This is a genomic window from Micromonospora sp. RP3T, assembly GCF_003027925.1.
Taxonomy (GTDB): Bacteria; Actinomycetota; Actinomycetes; order Mycobacteriales; family Micromonosporaceae; genus Micromonospora.
Map to the genome: position 1 here is coordinate 37,523 of NZ_PYPS01000041.1, position 17,232 is coordinate 54,754.

The 17,232-nt window shown below is 73.5% G+C and carries 14 protein-coding genes; 5 read left to right on the forward strand and 9 right to left on the reverse strand.

All coding sequences use genetic code 11. The features are described 5' to 3' along the window. Window positions 1–26: 26 nt before the first annotated feature. Entirely contained in the window at window positions 27–1,595 is a 1,569-nt protein-coding gene (locus tag C8054_RS26845; RefSeq protein WP_107161598.1) for a hypothetical protein, read from the reverse strand. 45 nt (window positions 1,596–1,640) lie between these two features. On the opposite strand from C8054_RS26845, the gene mptB (C8054_RS26850) reads away from it, so the two are divergent. Both mptB (C8054_RS26850) and mptB (C8054_RS26855) read left to right on the forward strand, forming a co-directional pair. Further along, window positions 1,641–3,044 carry a polyprenol phosphomannose-dependent alpha 1,6 mannosyltransferase MptB gene (gene mptB, locus C8054_RS26850; RefSeq protein WP_199199934.1) on the forward strand — a complete coding sequence of 468 codons (1,404 nt, stop codon included), beginning with the start codon at window positions 1,641–1,643 and terminating at the stop codon, window positions 3,042–3,044. A gap of 11 nt (window positions 3,045–3,055) precedes the next feature. After that, a complete protein-coding gene (gene mptB / locus C8054_RS26855; protein WP_107161600.1) occupies window positions 3,056–4,519 on the forward strand; it encodes a polyprenol phosphomannose-dependent alpha 1,6 mannosyltransferase MptB in 1,464 nt (487 codons plus the stop codon). A 78-nt stretch (window positions 4,520–4,597) separates the two neighbouring features. Here mptB (C8054_RS26855) and glnA read toward each other — a convergent pair whose 3' ends face one another. Continuing rightward, on the reverse strand, window positions 4,598–6,022 hold the full coding sequence (gene glnA / locus C8054_RS26860) for a type I glutamate--ammonia ligase (protein WP_107161602.1): 1,425 nt from the start codon (window positions 6,020–6,022) through the stop codon (window positions 4,598–4,600). A gap of 216 nt (window positions 6,023–6,238) precedes the next feature. Here glnA and C8054_RS26865 point away from each other — a divergent pair, with 216 nt between their 5' ends. Further along, a complete protein-coding gene (locus C8054_RS26865) occupies window positions 6,239–6,616 on the forward strand; it encodes an RDD family protein (RefSeq protein WP_233220198.1) in 378 nt (125 codons plus the stop codon). Window positions 6,617–6,698: 82 nt separating this feature from the next. Here C8054_RS26865 and C8054_RS26870 read toward each other — a convergent pair whose 3' ends face one another. From C8054_RS26870 to lipA, 3 genes are all read right to left on the reverse strand, one after another. Further along, window positions 6,699–7,388, reverse strand: a complete 690-nt coding sequence (locus tag C8054_RS26870; protein ID WP_107161604.1) for a DUF4191 domain-containing protein — start codon at window positions 7,386–7,388, stop codon at window positions 6,699–6,701. An 88-nt stretch (window positions 7,389–7,476) separates the two neighbouring features. Next, window positions 7,477–9,264, reverse strand: coding sequence for a DUF423 domain-containing protein (locus tag C8054_RS26875; RefSeq protein ID WP_107161607.1), 1,788 nt, complete (start codon window positions 9,262–9,264; stop codon window positions 7,477–7,479). A gap of 60 nt (window positions 9,265–9,324) precedes the next feature. Continuing rightward, a complete protein-coding gene (gene lipA, locus C8054_RS26880; protein ID WP_107161609.1) occupies window positions 9,325–10,314 on the reverse strand; it encodes a lipoyl synthase in 990 nt (329 codons plus the stop codon). Between the two features lie 470 nt (window positions 10,315–10,784). Here lipA and aspS point away from each other — a divergent pair, with 470 nt between their 5' ends. Then, window positions 10,785–12,071, forward strand: coding sequence for an aspartate--tRNA(Asn) ligase (aspS, locus tag C8054_RS26885; protein ID WP_107161611.1), 1,287 nt, complete (start codon window positions 10,785–10,787; stop codon window positions 12,069–12,071). Window positions 12,072–12,129: 58 nt separating this feature from the next. Here aspS and C8054_RS26890 read toward each other — a convergent pair whose 3' ends face one another. The 4 genes from C8054_RS26890 to C8054_RS26905 form a co-directional block, all read right to left on the reverse strand. After that, the gene (locus C8054_RS26890) at window positions 12,130–12,735 is read right to left on the reverse strand and encodes a lytic polysaccharide monooxygenase (protein WP_233220196.1); all 606 of its coding nucleotides are present in this window, start codon (window positions 12,733–12,735) and stop codon (window positions 12,130–12,132) included. Window positions 12,736–12,894: 159 nt separating this feature from the next. Further along, window positions 12,895–13,287 (reverse strand): VOC family protein, encoded by a 393-nt coding sequence (locus C8054_RS26895; RefSeq protein ID WP_107161615.1) that lies wholly within the window; start codon window positions 13,285–13,287, stop codon window positions 12,895–12,897. A 4-nt stretch (window positions 13,288–13,291) separates the two neighbouring features. Continuing rightward, window positions 13,292–13,933, reverse strand: a complete 642-nt coding sequence (lipB, locus tag C8054_RS26900) for a lipoyl(octanoyl) transferase LipB (RefSeq protein ID WP_107161617.1) — start codon at window positions 13,931–13,933, stop codon at window positions 13,292–13,294. 52 nt (window positions 13,934–13,985) lie between these two features. After that, the gene (locus tag C8054_RS26905; RefSeq protein ID WP_107161619.1) at window positions 13,986–15,797 is read right to left on the reverse strand and encodes a DUF2079 domain-containing protein; all 1,812 of its coding nucleotides are present in this window, start codon (window positions 15,795–15,797) and stop codon (window positions 13,986–13,988) included. Window positions 15,798–15,943: 146 nt separating this feature from the next. Here C8054_RS26905 and C8054_RS26910 point away from each other — a divergent pair, with 146 nt between their 5' ends. Beyond that, window positions 15,944–17,176: a PHB depolymerase family esterase gene (locus tag C8054_RS26910; RefSeq protein WP_107161621.1), complete on the forward strand. Its 1,233-nt coding sequence runs from the start codon at window positions 15,944–15,946 to the stop codon at window positions 17,174–17,176. Window positions 17,177–17,232 lie beyond the last annotated feature (56 nt).

Genomic DNA, 17,232 nt, shown 5'->3' on the forward strand with positions numbered 1-17,232 from the left:
GGGGCCCCGCTTAACACCGCGGGCGGTCAGCTGGTGAGCGTGTAGGTGCCGGGGCGGGGCACCGTGACGGTGAGCCAGTCGCCGTCGGGGGAGAGCGTGGCGCCGCCGGTGACGGACAGCCAGCGGTCGTGGCGGACCCGGAGCGGCACCGGACCGGCGACGGGGGCGCGGAACGTGACCGAGGCGCCGTCCTGCCGGAGCAGTTCACCGGGCGCGCCGACCAGCGGCGTGGGGTCGGCGACCGCGTACAGCCGCCAGTGCCGGTCCGACCAGACCTCGGTCAGGTACGGCTGCCCGGCGGCCACCAGCTCCGCCTCCGGCCGCCCCACCCAGGACAGTTCCGCGTCCGGCACGGCGACGTACTGCACCGCGTTGTCGGCCAGCCAGGCCCGGTAGCTGTCGGCGGTCAGCGGGACGCCGGTGCCGGCAGCGCCTGGCACGGTGGTGAAGAACAGCGGGTTGCGGTCGATGTCGGCCTGCCGCAGCCAGCCCCGGGCCAGCGGCACCTCGCCGAGGCGGGCGGCCTCCCAGTAGTTGCGGGTCGGCAGCACCTCCACCCGCCCGGTGAGCCCGCGCCGGGCCAGCTCCGCCCGCAACGGCGCGAAGTACGCCGGATCGGCCGTCGGGTCGCCGGCGCTGCGCAGGTCGGCGGTGACCACCGGCGGCTGCCACCAGCAGACCACCGCGAGCAGCGCGGCCAACCCGACCGCCCCGGCGGCCCGGGGCAGTCTGGTCAGGACGCGCGGCAGGGTCGCGGCGGCGGCCAGCACCGGCAGCGCGAACATCACCACCAGCCGGGTGGCGTTCAGCCCGACCGGGGTGGGCAGCAACGCCGCCGCCAGCACCCCGGCCGCGGAGAGCAGCGCGCCCACCCGCACCGGCCGGTACGCCACCAGCGCCGCGACCAACAGGCTGGTCACCACGGCGTGGACCGTGTCCGCCCGGCTGATGTTCATCCAGCCGCCCTCCCCGAACAGCAGCCCGGTCACCGCGAGCGGCCCGGCCGCCGGCACGGCGAGCAGCAGGCCGTCGGCGTACCGGCGGGTGAGCAGCAGCGCGACGCCGGCGAGCCCGACGAACAGCCCGGCCACCGGGCTGGCCGCGGAGGCGAGCAGCGCGGCGACGGCGACCGTCGCGGCGCGTACCCGGTTGACCCGACCGGTCACCTCGGCGGGCAGCGTCAGGGCGAGCAGCGCGGCCAGGCCGAACGTGACGCCGAGCGCGTAGGTGACCCGGCCGGAGACCAGGTTGCCGGCGATCGTGACGACCCCGACCAGGCTGCCGAGCAGGGGGCGGGGCACCCGGAGCCGGACCAGCAGGGCCGCGAACGCGGTGGCCGAGGCGAGCAGGGTGAGCGCGCCGGTGGGGCGTACCCCGAGCAGCGCCATCAGCGGCGGCGAGACGAGGCTGTAGCCCCACGGGTGCACGCCGCCGTACCAGCGCAGGTCGACCAGGGCCGGCCCGTGCGCGGCGACGAAGCCGGCGCGCGCCACCTGGGCGGACAGGTCCGAGCCGGTGGCCGGCAGGACGAGGAGGAGCACGGCGAGGACGAGCGCCGACGCGGCGGACACCGCCACCACCCGACCGCCCCGCATGCCCACCTCCTGATCGCGAACCACCGTACTGGCAGCATTACGAGGGTGTCTCACCACCTCTCGCGCTGGACCGGCCTGGCGGGCTCGGTGCTGCTCGCCGTGGCCGCGTACGTCGGCGGCGCCCTGCCCGACGGCGAACTGCGCCCCACCCCGGTCAGCATCTGGCAGGGCCCGGACGGGCCGCTGATCATCGGACTGTGGCTGGTCGGCACCGCGCTGCTGGCCTGGGCGTGGTGGTCGTTGCGGAACCGAGTGCCCTCGGCCAGGTGGGCGTTGGTGACCGTCGCGCTGTGGATGCTGCCGATGCTTGTCGCCCCGCCGCTGGGCAGCCGGGACGTCTACGCGTACGCCTGCCAGGGTGCCAGCTTCTCGGCCGGGATCAACCCGTACGAGCAGGGCGTGTCGGCGCTGCCCTGCCCGTGGCTGGACACCATCTCGTACATCTGGCGGGACACGCCGGCACCGTACGGGCCGCTGTTCGTGCTGATCGCCGGCGCGGTGGTCAAGGCCACCGGGTCGCTGTGGGGGGCCGTGGCGCTGTTCCGGGCGCTCGCCGTGGCCGGGGTGGCGCTGACCGCCTGGGCGCTGCCGGCGCTGGCCCGCCGCTGCGGGGTGCCGCCGAAGCAGGCGCTCTGGCTGGCGCTGGCCAGCCCACTGGTGCCGGTGCACCTGGCCTCCGGGGCGCACAACGACGCGATGATGGTCGGCCTGCTCGTCGCCGGGCTGGCCGTGGTGGCGAGCCGGCCGGGCCGCCCCGGGCCGTTGCTCGCCGGCGGGTTGCTGCTCGGCCTGGCCGCCGGCATCAAGGTCACCGCGCTGGTGGTGGTGCCGTTCGCGGCGCTCGCCGCGGTCGTCGGGTCGTACCGGATCCGGACGCTGGTCCGCGACGGCGGGTGGGTGGTCGGCGGCGCGCTGGCCGCGCTGGCCGGCGCGACGCTCGTGGCCGGTCTCGGGCTCGGCTTCATCAGCGGCCTGGAGCAGGGCGGGCTGGTGGTGGCCTGGACCTCGCCGCCGACCGCGGTCGGGCAGACCGTCGGCTACCTGCTGGCGCCGTTCGGCGTGCACGTCGACGCGCTGCCGGTGACCCGCGCGATCGGCATGGTGGTGCTTGTCGCGCTGCTGGTGTGGCTCTGGTTCCGGGCGTGGCGCCGGGGCGAGCCGTTCTGGTACGCGGCGCTGGCGCTGGTCGCCACCGTCGCGCTCGCCCCGCTGTTCCACCCCTGGTACTGGCTCTGGCCGCTGGCCGTGCTCGCCGCCACCGCGCGCCGCACGCGCTGGTTCTCGATCGTCACAGTGGTGTCGTCGTTCCTGGTGCTGGCGGACGGGACCGGTTTACCCCGGTACACCAAGATGCCGGGTGCGCCGCTGATGACGCTGTTCGTGATAGTGCTGGTCGTGTGGTTGGTACGGTCGGCTCGGAAGGGGCGGCAGCCGGTTCCGGTGGAGTGAGGAGTGTGCCGGTGAGCGAGCCCGACGCGCCGGTGCGGCCGGTGGCCGCCGCGCTCGCCCGGTACGCCGGACTCGTCGGCGCGGTCCTGCTCACCGCCGCCGGCTGGCTGGGCGGGGCGCTGCCCGACGCGCCGCCGCGTACCACGCTCGCCGGTCTCTGGCAGGCCCCGCACGGGCCGGTGACGCTCGCCTGCTGGCTGGTGGGGACCGTGCTGCTGGTCGGCGCCTGGTGGTCGCTGCGCTGGGGCGCCCCGTCGGGCCGGTGGGCGTACCTGACGGCCGGGCTCTGGTCGCTGCCGCTGCTGGCCGCGCCGCCGCTGGGCAGCCGCGACGTCTACTCGTACGCCTGCCAGGGCTGGACCTGGACGCAGGGGGTCAGCCCGTACCGGGTGGGGGTGGCGGCGGCCGGCTGTCCGTGGACCGGTTCGGTGTCGCCGATCTGGCGGGACACGCCCGCGCCGTACGGGCCGTTCTTCGTGTTGCTGGCCGGGCTGGCGGTGCTCGCCGGCGGTGGCCTGGTCGGGGCGATCGTGCTGCTGCGGCTGGTCGCGGTGGCCGGGGTGCTGCTGGTCGCCGTCGCCCTGCCCGGCCTGGCCCGGGCCGCCGGGGTGCCGGCCCGCCGCGCGGCCTGGCTGGTGCTGGCCTGCCCGCTGGTCGGGGTGCACCTGGTGGCCGGCGCCCACAACGACGCGCTCGCGCTCGGGCTGCTCCTGCTCGGGCTGCTGGCGCTCGTCCGCCGGCCGGGCACGCCGCGCGCGCTGCTGGTGGCCGGCGTGTTGTTGGGCCTGGCGGTCGCGGTGAAGGCGGTCGCCGTGGTGGCGCTGCCGTTCGCGGCGCTCGCCGCGGTGTCCGGCCGGCACACCTGGCGGGCGCTGCTGCGCGACGGTGGCCGGCTGGCCGCGGCGGTGCTCGGCACGCTGCTGGTCCTCTCGCTCGCCACCGGCCTGGGGTTGGGCTGGGTGGACGGGCTCGGCCGCAGCGGCGACTCGCAGCAGTGGACCTCGCCGCCGACCGCTGTCGGGTTCGTGATCGACTACGCCGGCGAGTGGGCCGGGCGTGACCCGCACGCGGTGCCGGTGACCCGGATGGTCGGGCTGGTGCTGCTGGCCGGGCTGCTGGTGGCGCTCTGGTGGGGGGTGTGGACGACGCTGCGCCGGTCGGGCGCGGATCGGCAGCGGGTGACGTTGTTCGGGGCCGGGCTGGCGTTGGCCGCCACCGTGCTGCTCGCCCCGGTCTTCCACCCCTGGTACGCGGTCTGGCCGCTGGCCCTGCTCGCGGTGGCGGTGGTGTCGCCGGCCCGGACCGTCTGGTTCGTGGCGCCCTGCGCGGTGGCCTCGGTGCTCACGCTGCCCGACGGCACGAACCTGGCCCGGTTCACCAAGGCGCCCGGCGCGGTGCTGATGACGGCGCTGGTGGTGGCCGTCGTGGTGGCCGGTGTCCGGGCCGGCCTGCGCCGCCGGCACGTGCCGCGCTGACCCCGGCCCGGCAGCGGAACGGCCGGGCCGGCCCCGCGGAAGGCGGAGCCGGCCCGGCCGGTGCTGACGGGAGTGTGCTCAGCAGTCGAAGTACATCGCGAACTCGTGCGGGGTCGGGCGCAGGCGCACCGGGTCGACCTCGTTGGCCCGCTTCCAGTCGACCCAGGTGGAGATCAGGTCCGGCGTGAACACGCCGCCGTCGAGCAGGTAGTCGTGGTCGGCCTCGAGCGAGTCGAGCACGGCCGACAGCGAGCCGGGGACCTGCTTGACGTCGCCCCACTCCTCCGGGGGGAGGTCGTAGAGGTCCTTGTCGATGGGGGCCGGGGGTTCGATCTTGCTCTTGATGCCGTCGAGGCCGGCCATCATCATCGCGGAGAAGGCGAGGTAGACGTTGGCCGAGGGGTCGGGGACGCGGAACTCGACGCGCTTGGCCTTGGGGTTGCTGCCGGTGACCGGGATGCGGGTGCAGGCGGAGCGGTTGCGCTGGGAGTAGACCAGGTTGACCGGGGCCTCGAAGCCGGGCACGAGGCGCCGGTAGGAGTTGACGGTCGGGTTGGTGAAGGCCAGCAGCGAGGGGGCGTGGTGCAGCAGGCCGCCGATGTACCAGCGGGCGGTGTCGGACAGGCCGGCGTAGCCGGTCTCGTCGTAGAACAGCGGCTCGCCGTTGAGCCAGAGGCTCTGGTGGGTGTGCATGCCGGAGCCGTTGTCACCGAACAGCGGCTTGGGCATGAACGTGGCGGTCTTGCCGCCGGCCCACGCCTCGTTCTTCACGATGTACTTGAAGAGCTGGAGCTGGTCGGCGGCGTGCAGCAGCGTCGAGAACCGGTAGTTGATCTCGGACTGGCCGGCGGTGCCCACCTCGTGGTGCGAGCGCTCCACGGTGAAGCCGCTGTCCACGAGCCGCCGCACGATCGAGTCGCGCAGGTCGGCGTAGTGGTCGACCGGGGGGACGGGGAAGTAGCCGCCCTTGTAGGCGGTCTTGTAGCCGCGGTTGCCGCCTTCTTCGATCCGGCCGGTGTTCCAGGCGCCCTCGATCGAGTCGATGTAGTAGAACGACTGGTGGGCGGAGGTTTCGTGGCGGATGGAGTCGAAGATGTAGAACTCGGCTTCGGCGCCGAAGTAGGCGGTGTCGGCGATGCCGCTGGCGGCGAGGTAGGCCTCGGCCTTCTTGGCGACGTTGCGGGGGTCGCGGGAGTAGGCCTCGCGGGTGAACGGGTCGTGGACGAAGAAGTTGAGCGCGAGGGTCTTCTGGGCGCGGAACGGGTCGATGAACGCGGTGGCGACGTCGGGGAGCAGGAGCATGTCCGACTCGTGGATCGACTGGAAGCCGCGGATCGACGAGCCGTCGAACGCGAGGCCGTCGGTGAAGACGCTGTCGTCGAAGGACTCGACCGGCAGGTTGAAGTGCTGCATCACGCCGGGCAGGTCACAGAAACGTACGTCGACGAACTTCACGTCCTCGTTGCTGAGGTATCGCAGGAGTTCCTCGGAATTGGCGAACACACGTCCTCCTGGCAGGTCCACTCCGGTGGCTGACTCTTGGCGACGCTATGGCCGGGGGGTTGCCCGGCCATGTCTCCTCTGTTTCCGCCGTGTTACGTCGCTAGCGGAGCGTCATCGCCCGCGCGGTCTGCCCGACCTTGAGCGCCTTGTCGGATTTTTCGGTGGGCGTCGAGACGGCGCTACCCTGGCCGCGTGACCGATACCGCCGCCGCACCGGTGCCACCCGCCACCGATCCCGCCTTCACGCCCCCGAGCCTCGGCCGCCGGTTCGGCGCGCTGATCATCGACTGGGTGCTCTGCCTGATGGTCGCCCGGTCCTTCGCCGACCCGGTCCGCGACGGGTGGCCGCCGGTGGCGGTGCTGATCCTGGAGTACGGCTTCTTCCTCGGCCTCTTCGCCCAGACCCCCGGCATGTACCTGACCCGGCTGCGTTGCGTCGCCTGGGCCGACGGCGGTCGGATCGGGCTGGTCCGCGGGCTGCTGCGGGGCCTCCTGCTGTCCCTCGTCGTACCGGCCCTGATCATGGACCAGCACCGTCGTGGCCTGCACGACCGGCTGACCGGCGCGGTCGTCACCGACGCGCCGCGCCGCTGACCGCACCCGAAGAAGCTGACCGCACACGAGAAAGGAGCCGACCCCGCGCGGGGCCGGCTCCTTTCTCCGCGTACGCCGGAAGTCAGCGACCCCGGGTCTGTCGGAACGCGCCGCGCGCCGGCCGCATGTTCTTCGGGATCGCGCCCTTGGGCATCTGCGGCCGGGCGGTCAGCGCCTTGAGCCGCTTGTCGAGCGCGTTGACGTCCTTCGGCGAGAGGGACCGGGGCAGCCGCATCAGCGTCATCCGCAGCTTGCGGACCGGCAGCTCGCCCTCGCCCTGACCGATCACGTAGTCGTGCAGCGGGGCCGAGCCGATCACCTTGGCCAGCCGGCGCTTCTCCTGGCCGAGCAGGCCCCGGACGCGCTGTGCGTTCCCCTCGGCCAGCAGGATCACGCCGGGGCGACCCACCACCAGGTGGACCATGTCCATCTGCGTGGTGGAGCTGACCGCCGGGGTGACCCGCCAGTCGCCGCGCATGCTCTCCATGATCTGCGCCGCCGCGCCGGGCTGCCCCTCGGCGGCGTTCATCATCGCCTTGTTGGAGCGCAGGTTGAGCACGATCAGCACGGCGAGCAGGGTGAGCAGGATGCCGATGGGCAGGAAGAGCCAGCCCCAGGCGAGCACCGCGACCACGGTGAGCGCGAGCGGGATCAGCACCGCCGCGGCGGTCAGCGGCGCGAACCACTTGTCCTGCTTGGCGGTGAACTTGAACACCATCCCGATCTGCTTCAGCCGCTGGCCGAACGAGACCTTCTCCTGGGGCTTTGCCATGCCGCAGAGTCTAGTGGTCGGCGCTCGGCCGGTTGATCCGTGGCCACCCGTTCCGTGCCGGCCGGTCACGCGCCACCGCGCGGCCCGGTCAGCGACGGGGCAGGTAGATCCGCCAGCCGTCGACGGTGACCACGTCGAGCGTGCCCGGTGCGGTGCCGAGCCGCCGGTCGAGCTGTGCGGCAAGTGGCGAGGCGTCCGGGGCCACCCAGCCCGCGTCCGGGTCCGCGGCGACGGCCCGCCGGTACGCCGGCAACCGGTCGAAGCCGGGACGCAGCCGGTCGTCGACCACGGCGCAGACCACGTCCTCGCCGGTGGCGAACGCGATCCGGTTGCAGGTCCAGTAGCCGCCCCGCACGTGCCGGACACCGAGCGCGCCGAGCATGTCGACGAGCGCCCGGTGCCGGTCGGCCTCGGCGTGCACGGCCGGCACCGCCCGGATCACGTCCACCGTGGCGCTCGCCCCGGTACCGAGCATCCCGGCCAGCACCGCGACCGCCGCGGCCCGGCCGACAGTGGCCGTCGCCGCCGCGATCTTGATCGACTCCAGGCCGGGGAGGTGGTGGTATCCCGGCCGCCCCGACACCGCCACCTCGCCGAACTGGCGTCGCCCGCCGAGCGGCCCGGCCAGCAGCCCGCCGAGCGGCCGGGCGAGTGGGCGGGCGGTCCGCCACAGCGGCCAGAGCAGGGCGGGAACGGCGACCGCGAGACAGGACAGGTAGCGGCTGCTCTCGATCGGTGTCCGCCCGGCCGCGTCGCTCACCGCGTACGCCGCCAGCACCGCCGCCGCGCCGGCGAGCAGCGCCAACCGCACGCCGGCCGACACCCGCCGATCCGACGGACCGGCGGGATCGTCACCGGATCGTGGACAGGTGGCGTTCGCCGCGAACGGAACGTGTCCAAGACCTGTGCGCGCAACCCCGCCGCGCAGGGTGCGCCAGGCGGCGTACGCGGCGACCAGCAGCAGGATCGGGAAGACCGCCGCCCACCAGAGCTGCCACGGCGCGCAGTGACCGGGGGAGCAGAAGCCCATCGCCAGCGACGGGCCGAGGACCAGCCCGCCGTGCCGCCGCTCGGCCCAGCCCGCCGCCACGTCCGAGCCGCTGGCCCGCAGCACCGCGGTGAGCGGATTGCGACCGTGGCGCAGGCTGTCCAGCACCATCGGCGCGGCGCCCAGCAGCAGCGCGCCGGCGAGCACCGCCCCGGCGCGGCCGGCCAGTTCCCGCCGTCGCCAGGCCAACAGCAGCACGCCGAGCGCCACCACGTACGGCAGGATCAGCGGGTCGACCCAGAGCAGCACGCCGGCGACCAGCCCCCAGGCCGCCCAGCGGGGCAGTCGCGCGCCCGGCCCGCCGGCGCACAGCCCGACCGTGAGCAGCGCCAGCGCCGCCCCGGCCGGATTCAGCTCCGGGTAGCCGCCACCGGCGATGAGCTGGTTCTTCACCACCCGGTCCGCGCCGAGCGCGAGCACGGCGACGACCAGCAGGGCGTACCAACGGTCGCCGCCGAGCCGGTGGGTCAGCCGCCAGGACAGCAGCAGGAACAGGGCGTACAGCGCCAGCGTGGGCAGCCGCAGCACCAGCACGGACGGCCCGGCGACCGCGACCAGCGGCGCGGCCAGGTACGCCTCCAGCGTGCCCATGTACGCCTGGCCGTAGAACCAGACCGGGAACGCGTCGCCCCGCGCGATGTGCAGGGCGGCCAGCCCCATGGTCGCCTCGTCGCTGTTGGTGGGCGGCGCGTCGGCGAGCAGCAGCGCCAACCGGTAGCCGACGCCGACGCCGCCGACCAGCAGGGCGAGCAGCGTCGGCAGTCGGAGCCGCCGGGGCGTACGCGCCGGGTCGGCCTCGCGTGGCTCCTGGCGTACCCCGGCGGTCATGCCTGCGATCATGGCATCCGGCGGGCGGCCGGCGACGGGTGACGCGGTCGACGGCCGGCCTCAGCCGGCGACGGCGATCCCCTCGCGGGCGGCGAGCGCCTGCTGGTAGAGGCGGCCGGCCCGGTACGACGAGCGGACCAGCGGGCCGCTCATCACGCCGGCGAAGCCGATCTCCTCGGCCTCCTCGCGCAGCTCGACGAACTCCTCCGGCTTGACCCAGCGGGTGACCGGGTGGTGCCGGGGCGTGGGACGCAGGTACTGCGTGATCGTGATCAGCTCGCAGCCGGCCTCGTGCAGGTCGCGCAGCGCCTGGGAGACCTCGGCGCGCTCCTCGCCCATGCCGAGGATGAGGTTGCTCTTGGTGACCAGGCCGTCGGCCCGGGCCTGCCGGATCACGTCGAGCGAGCGCTCGTAGCGGAACGCCGGACGGATCCGCTTGAAGATGCGCGGCACGGTCTCCACGTTGTGCGCGAGCACCTCGGGGCGCGCGCCGAAGACCTCGGCGAGCTGCTCGGGCACCGCGTTGAAGTCGGGGATCAGCAGCTCGACGCCGCAGCCGGACCGCAGGGCGTGGATCTGCCGGACCGTCTCGGCGTAGAGCCAGGCGCCGCCGTCGGGCAGGTCGTCGCGGGCCACGCCGGTGATGGTCGCGTAGCGCAGACCCATCGCGGCTACCGACTCGGCGACCCGGCGCGGCTCGTCGGCGTCGAACTCGGCCGGCTTGCCGGTGTCGATCTGGCAGAAGTCGCAGCGCCGGGTGCACTGGTCGCCACCGATGAGGAAGGTGGCCTCCCGGTCCTCCCAGCACTCGTAGATGTTGGGGCAGCCGGCCTCCTGGCACACCGTGTGCAGCCCCTCGCGGGAGACGAGGCCGCGCAGCTCGGTGTACTCCGGGCCCATCTTGGCCTTGACCTTGATCCACGGCGGTTTGCGCTCGATCGGCGTCTCGGCGTTGCGCGCCTCGATCCGCAGCATGCGACGCCCCTCGGGGGCGACGGTCGCGGTGGACGCGGGCTGCTGAGTCGTCGGCGCAGAATGCTCGATCGTCACAAAACCGAGCCTACGCTGGTCGGCGACGGTCGATGAACGTCAGGCGACGGCCGTCACGCCGGAAACGTTGTGACGCCGGACACGGCTGCCGAAAAAATCCCCGTCACATCGGGGTGGTCGCGGTGCTAGCGTGCCGGCAGAGCTGCGACGGAGCCGAGTAGCGGGCCGACTCGCCAGCCCAGAGAGCCGCCACCTGCTGCGAGGCGGTCTGGCGCCGGCCCGCGAAGACCCTCCCGAGCTGCGGGAAGAACGGCTGTGTGTAAGGCGGGGCCCCCTATTAACGCCTCCGGTAGAGGCGGGGCCCCCGCTTAACACCCGCGCCCAGTAGAACCCGCCCGGCTGGCCCCGGTGAAAAGGCGACGAACGAGGCTCCCGCTCCGGCGGGGGCGAAGGTGTGGTGGCACCGCGAGGCTCCCGCTCGCCCACACCTCCCGGGGATCGCGTTGCGATTGATCGAGGAGGTAACCGCCGTGCAACGCATCCTGTCCACCGAACTTTCCGCCCAGGTCGGCGCGACCGTCCGGCTCGCCGGCTGGGTCCACCGCCGCCGGCTGCTCAAGTCGGTGGCCTTTCTGATCGTCCGCGACGCCGCCGGGTTCGCCCAGGTGGTGGTCGCCGCGCCGGCCGTGCGCGCGCAGGTCGAAGCGCTCACCGAGGAGACCGTCGTCGAGGTGGTCGGCACGGTGGTCGCGAACCCCGCCGCGCCCGCCGGGGTCGAGGTCGTCGAGCCGACGGTACGTCCGCTCGGCCCGCCCGCCGTGCCGCCCCCGTTCGACCTGTACCGGCCGGTGCTGACCGCGAGCCTGCCCACCCAGCTCGACCACGCGTCGACCGCGTTGCGCCATCCGACCCGGTCCGCCGCGCTGCGGATCTCGGCGGCGGCGGTGGCCGGCTTCCGGGCCACGCTCGACCGGCGGCGTTTCGTCGAGGTGCACACGCCCAAGGTGGTCGGCTCGGCCACCGAGAGCGGGGCGAACGTCTTCGCCCTGGACTGGTTCGGCCGGCCCGCCTACCTGGCCCAGTCGCCGCAGTTCTACAAGCAGCTCATGGTGGGTGTCTTCGAGCGGGTGTACGAGGTGGGGCCGGTGTTCCGCGCCGAGCCGCACGACACGGTGCGCCACCTGGCCCAGTACACCTCGCTCGACGTGGAGCTGGGCTTCGTGACCGACCACCGGGACGTGATGGCCGTGCTGCGGGACACCCTCGCCGGGATGCTGGCGGGCGTCGCGGACCGGGCCGGCGGCGCGCTCGACACGCTCGGTGTGGCGGTGCCTCAGGTGCCCGCCGAGATCCCCGCGGTGCACTTCACCGACGCGCTGACGATCGCCGGGGCGCCGGCCGACGAGCCGGACCTGGCCCCCGCCCACGAGCGGGCGCTGGGGGAGTGGGCCCGGGCCGAGCACGGCAGCGACTTTTTGTTCGTCACCGGCTACCCGATGGCGAAGCGCCCCTTCTACACCCACCCGGACCCGGCCCGGCCGGCGTACTCGAACGGCTTCGACCTGCTGTTCCGGGGGATCGAGCTGGTCACCGGCGGGCAGCGGCTGCACCGGTACGCCGACTACCGGGCCGCGCTGGCGGCCCGCGGCGAGCCGGTCGAGCCGTACGCCGGTTATCTGGACGCGTTCCGGCACGGCATGCCGCCGCACGGCGGGTTCGCGATCGGTCTGGAGCGGTTCGTCGCCCGGCTCACCGGCGCGGCGAACGTCCGGGAGGTGACCGCCTTCCCGCGCGACCTGCACCGCCTCACCCCGTGAGGCACGGCTCCGGCCCAGGAACACGGGGTCCTGGGCCGGAGCGGCGTGCGGTACGCGATCAGGTGAAGTTGACGTCACTGCACCACATGTACGCCTGGTCGAGGTGGGATGCCTGCCAGATGACGAACAGGATGTGGTGTCCGGTGTAGCCGGAGGTCGAGACGTTGAAGCTGATGTTCTGCGACGGCGCGTACCGGCCGGTCTGCGTGATGTAGTCGAGGTTGCCCCAACCGAGCGTCTGGGTGGTCGGGTTGAACCCCTGCTTGCTGACGTAGACCTTGAAGTAGTCGGCGCCGTGGCTGGCCTGGTCGTAGAGCTGCACGGTGAAGTTGCGGCCGATGTTCGTGGTCTTCCACGCCCCGGGCCGGTTCAGGCTGTCGTTGCGGGACAGCGCGTTGCTGCAGAGCTGCCCGTCGGGCGTGCGGGCCTGGAACTGCCCGCCGAGGCCGTCGCGCAGCGCGCTCATCCAGTTCCACATGGTGTCGGCGTTGGCCTGGAACGCCTGCCAGCACATCGGGTCCTGCTGCTGCATGGCCGGGTCGGTGTGGTGGCTGCCCCAGGTCTGCCAGCACTTGTAGGCGCGGGTGGCCGGGCTGACGATCGTGCCGTGGGCCTGGGCGGCACCGGGCACGGCCAGCACGCCGGCGATCAGGGCGAGCGCCACGACGAGCGCGCGGACGGTTGATCGCGGTCGTCCGGATTGGTGGTGGGAACGCACGGTTACGTCCTCCTTCGGCGCATAGAATGGGAGTGGGAGCGCTTCCATGCCCAGCGTCGCATTTATGACTCTAGATATCAATGATCGTCTATTGATTCTTTTCGTTCAGGCGGGACCGAGCAGGTCCCAGGCGTTGCCGGCGATGTCACGGAAGACCGCGACCCGGCCGTACGGCTCGGTGCGGGCCGGCCGGACGAACTCGACGCCCGCGTCGACCATCCGGCGGTGCACGGCGTCGAAGTCGTCGACCCGGAGGAAGAAGCCGACCCGGCCGTGCGTCTGGTCGCCGACGGCCGCGGCCTGGTGCGTACCGTCGGCGCGGGCCAGCAACAGCCCGGTGCCGCCGCCCGGCGGGCGCACCACCACCCACCGCTTCGGCCGGCCGTCGTTGGTCAGCGAGGGCGAGTCCTCGGTCAGCTCGAAACCGAGGATCTCGGTGAAGAACGCGATCGCCGGGTCGTACTCCGCGACGACGAGGGTGACCAGGTCGAGCCGCACCCGGTCAGACCCGGGTCAGCGTGGGCAGGTGCCGCTCCACCACCGGCAGCACGTCGGCGACCGTGACCGGTCGGCCCAGCTCGGCGGTGAGCGAGGTGACCCCGGCGTCGCGGATGCCGCAGGGCACGATCCGGTCGAAGAAACCCAGGTCGCAGTCGCAGTTGATGGAGAAGCCGTGCAGCGTCACGCCGCGGGCCACCCGGATGCCGATGGCGGCCACCTTGCGGGCCGGGCCCCGGTCGTCCGCCGGCACCCACACGCCGCTGCGCCCCTCGACCCGGCTTGCGGCCAGCCCGACCTCGGCGCAGACGTCGATCAGGAGCTGCTCGGTGCGCCGGACGTACGCCACCACGTCGACCGGGTCGGGCAGACGGACGATCGGATAGCCGACGAGCTGCCCCGGACCGTGCCAGGTGATCTTGCCGCCGCGGTCCACGTCCACCACCGGGGTGCCGTCCATCGGGCGGTCCCACGGCTCGGTGCGCTTGCCGGCGGTGTAGACGCTCGGGTGCTCCAGCAGCAGCACCGTGTCGCCCCGCTCGCCGGCCACCACGGCCTCGTGCAGCCGGCGCTGCTCGTCCCAGGCGGCCTGGTAGTCGAGCCGGCCGGCACGGACGGTGGTCAACCCGGAAGTCGTCACGCTCACCCGTCCAGCCTAGTCCCGCCGGCCCGGCCGCCCACCCGTGACGCTCGTCGCGTCACGCGCCGGGCACCCGCCACAGCCAGACGTCCTCGACCCGTTCCGGCGGGCCGAGCAGCGCGGTGGCGGTGCGGCGCAACGCCTCCTCGTCGACGTCGTACTTGGCGCCGTGCACCCGGTCGGCCAGCACCACCACCCGCACCCCCCAGTACCGCAGGTCGGCCCGGGACTCCTCGATGCTGCCCTCGGTGATGATCGGCACCAGCCCGGTCCGCCCGGCCTGGTCCATCAGCGTGTCGAAGGTGCGCGGCACCGGGCCGATCCGGCCCCGGCCGTCCGGGCCGCCCGGGCCGAGGAAGAAGCCGGCCGGGATGCGGAACTCGCCCTGCCGGTGGGCCAGCGCGTACGCCTGCCAGCGTTGCCCGTCCGGGTAGACGTCGACGGTCAGCGGCAGCGGCGTGAGCACCCCGTCGGGCGGGACGTGGCGCTGCCAGGCCCCGGTGGTGATGAACGCCGGGACCGGCTCGCGGACGCTGGTGAGCAGCGGGGTGGGCAGCAGCGGCAGCAGCGCGGCGACGAATCCGACGACCCAGGCCGCGCCGGTCACCCGCCGCCGGGGCGGCCGGGCGCGCAGCGTGTCGATCGCGTACGCCAGCAGCAGCCCGATCACCGGCGCGACGACGAGCGCCAGCCGGGACGGCAGCGCCGCGTTGACCACCGGCAGGTTGTCCAGCACCCCGAACGGCAGCAGTTGGTCGGTGCGCCTGCCGTTCCACTTCGCCGTCGGCCCCCAGGAGAGCACCGCGAAGACCACCGCGGTCACGCCGAGCGCGAGCAGCGTGGCCTGGAACGCCCGGTCGGCGCGTCGCCAGAGCAACGCGAAGCAGACGACCGCGAGCAGCAGCAGCGGCACGCCGAAGAACGAGTTCTCCTCGGTCGGGTTGGGCGCCAGCGACGTGCCGAACCCGGCCCAGCCGGCGAGCGACCGGCGCGGGTACGACAGGTACGCGGCGATGTCCTCGGAGTGGATCAGCGGGTCGAAGCCGGTGCCGTGGAAGCGCTGCGGCCCGGCGAAGTGCAGCCAGAGCGGGTACGCCAGCAGCACGCCGGCCACCAGCGCGGTCACCCCCAGCCCGGCCGCCATCCGGGGCAGCGCGGCCCGGGCCTCCACGCGCCGGGCCGGGTGCAGCGCCCAGACCAGCAGGAACACGGCGAGCGCCAGCGCGGTGAAGAACAGCCCCTCGGCGGCGATCGAGAACGCGACGGCCACCAGCAGCCCGAGCACGATCCCACCGGTGACCGCGCGGCCGGGTCGGCGCAGCCGGAACACGCCCCAGATCAGCAGCGGCACCAGCCAGCCGGCGGTCCAGTTCAGGTGCGCGTTGGCGTGCGACACCATCGCCGGGCAGTAGGCGATGAACAACGCCCCCACCCCGGCGGCCAGCCGGCTGCCGACCAGGTGCCGGCTGAGCAGCCAGTACCAGGCCACCGCCGTGGCGGCCAGGTTGAGCGTGAGGATCACCAGGAACGTCGCGGGCGGCCCGATGAGGTACGTCAGCGGCGCGAAGACCGCCGCGTACACGGTGATCGAGGTGTTGACCGCGAGGTTCACCCCGTCCGGGACGTTGATCAGGTGGGTGAAGAGCGGGTTCTGGCCGTGGGTCAGCGCGTGCCCGCCGAAGGCCAGCAGCCACTCGAACAGCGCCTGGTCGCTGGAGTTGACGGTGATCGTGCGGGTGTTCGGGTCCCGCCACATGCCGCTGGTGACCCAGAGCGCCAGCGCGACCGCGGCGAGTGTCACCAGCAGGTCGGCGCGCCGGTCGCGGGCGGCGGTGGCGGGCGGCGGGTCGGCGACCGGGGAGGACGGCACGCAGCGGACGTTACCAACCGGACCCGGGCACACCGCCCGGACGGTGAATGTGTGACCGACAGCCATTCCCGTCGATGAAACACGGACGTAACGTTCCGGCAACTCGGAGAGTGACCCAGTTCACATTCCATGATCGGGAGGTCCTCGTGTCCCGCTCCTCATCCCTCATCACCCGCCTCGCCGGGGCGGCGACCGGGGTCGTGCTGGCCGCGGCCGGCGTCCTGACCGCCGCGCTGCCCGCGCAGGCCGCTTCGCTGACCCAGGTCACCGGCTTCGGCTCCAACCCCGGCAACCTGGCCATGTACGCCTACCGGCCGGACGGCCTGCCCGGCAACGCGCCGGCCGTGGTGCTGCTGCACGGCTGCACCCAGAACGCCTCGACCTACTTCACCAACTCCGGCTGGCAGAAGTACGCCGACCAGTGGAAGTTCGCGCTGATCGTGCCGCAGCAGCCGAGCGGCAACAACGCCAACTCCTGCTTCAACTGGTTCGAGACCGGTGACACCGCCCGGGGCCAGGGCGAGGCGCTGTCGGTCAAGCAGATGGTCGACTACGCGAGGACCACCTACGGCACCGACGCCGGCCGCGTCTACGTCAGCGGGCTCTCCGCCGGCGCCGCGATGAGCGCCGTCATGCTCGCCACCTACCCGGACGTGTTCGCCGCCGGGTCGATCATCGCCGGTCTCCCGTACCGCTGCGCCACCAGCACCACGAGCGCGTACAGCTGCATGAACCCGGGCGTGGACAAGACCCCGGCGCAGTGGGGCGACCTGGTCCGCAACGCGTACCCCGGCTACGCCGGCAAGCGGCCCCGGGTGGCCGTCTGGCACGGCACCAGCGACTACACGGTCAACGTGGCCAACGCGACCGAGTCGCGGGACCAGTGGACCAACGTGCTCGGCGTGTCGGCGACCCCGACCAGCACCTCGTCGCTGCCGGGCGGCACCAGCCTGGAGGTCTACGGCAGCGACCAGGTCCGCGTCTACCGGGTCTCCGGCATGGGCCACGGCACCCCGGTCGACCCGGGCTCGGCGGCGGACCAGTGCGGCACCGCCGGGGCGTACTTCCTGGACACCATCTGCTCGACGTACCGTGACGCGCTCTTCTTCGGGCTGGGCGGCGGCGGCACGCCGAGCCCGACCCCGACGGCGACCGCGACCGCCTCGCCCACCCCGACCGCGTCACCCTCGCCGACGCCGACCACCGCGCCGGTCTGCGTCACCGCCAGCAACTACGCGCACGTCACCGCCGGCCGCGCCTACCAGTCCGGCGGGTACGCCTACGCGCTCGGCAGCGGCCAGCGAATGGGCCTCTACAACACCTTCTACACGACGTCGCTGAAGCAGACCGGCCCCGCTTACTGGGTCATCGGCTGCTGACCGATGCAAGGAGGGGCCCCCGCTTAACGCCTCCGGTAGAGGCGGGGGCCCCGCTT

Bases quoted from the DNA above. Each gene is read 5' to 3' on its own strand.
- C8054_RS26870 (WP_107161604.1), bottom strand. From the start codon at position 7,388: ATGGCAAAGCCCCAGGAGAAGGTCTCGTTCGGCCAGCGGCTGAAGCAG.
- C8054_RS26845 (WP_107161598.1), bottom strand. From the start codon at position 1,595: ATGCGGGGCGGTCGGGTGGTGGCGGTGTCCGCCGCGTCGGCGCTCGTC.
- C8054_RS26875 (WP_107161607.1), bottom strand. From the start codon at position 9,264: ATGACCGCCGGGGTACGCCAGGAGCCACGCGAGGCCGACCCGGCGCGT.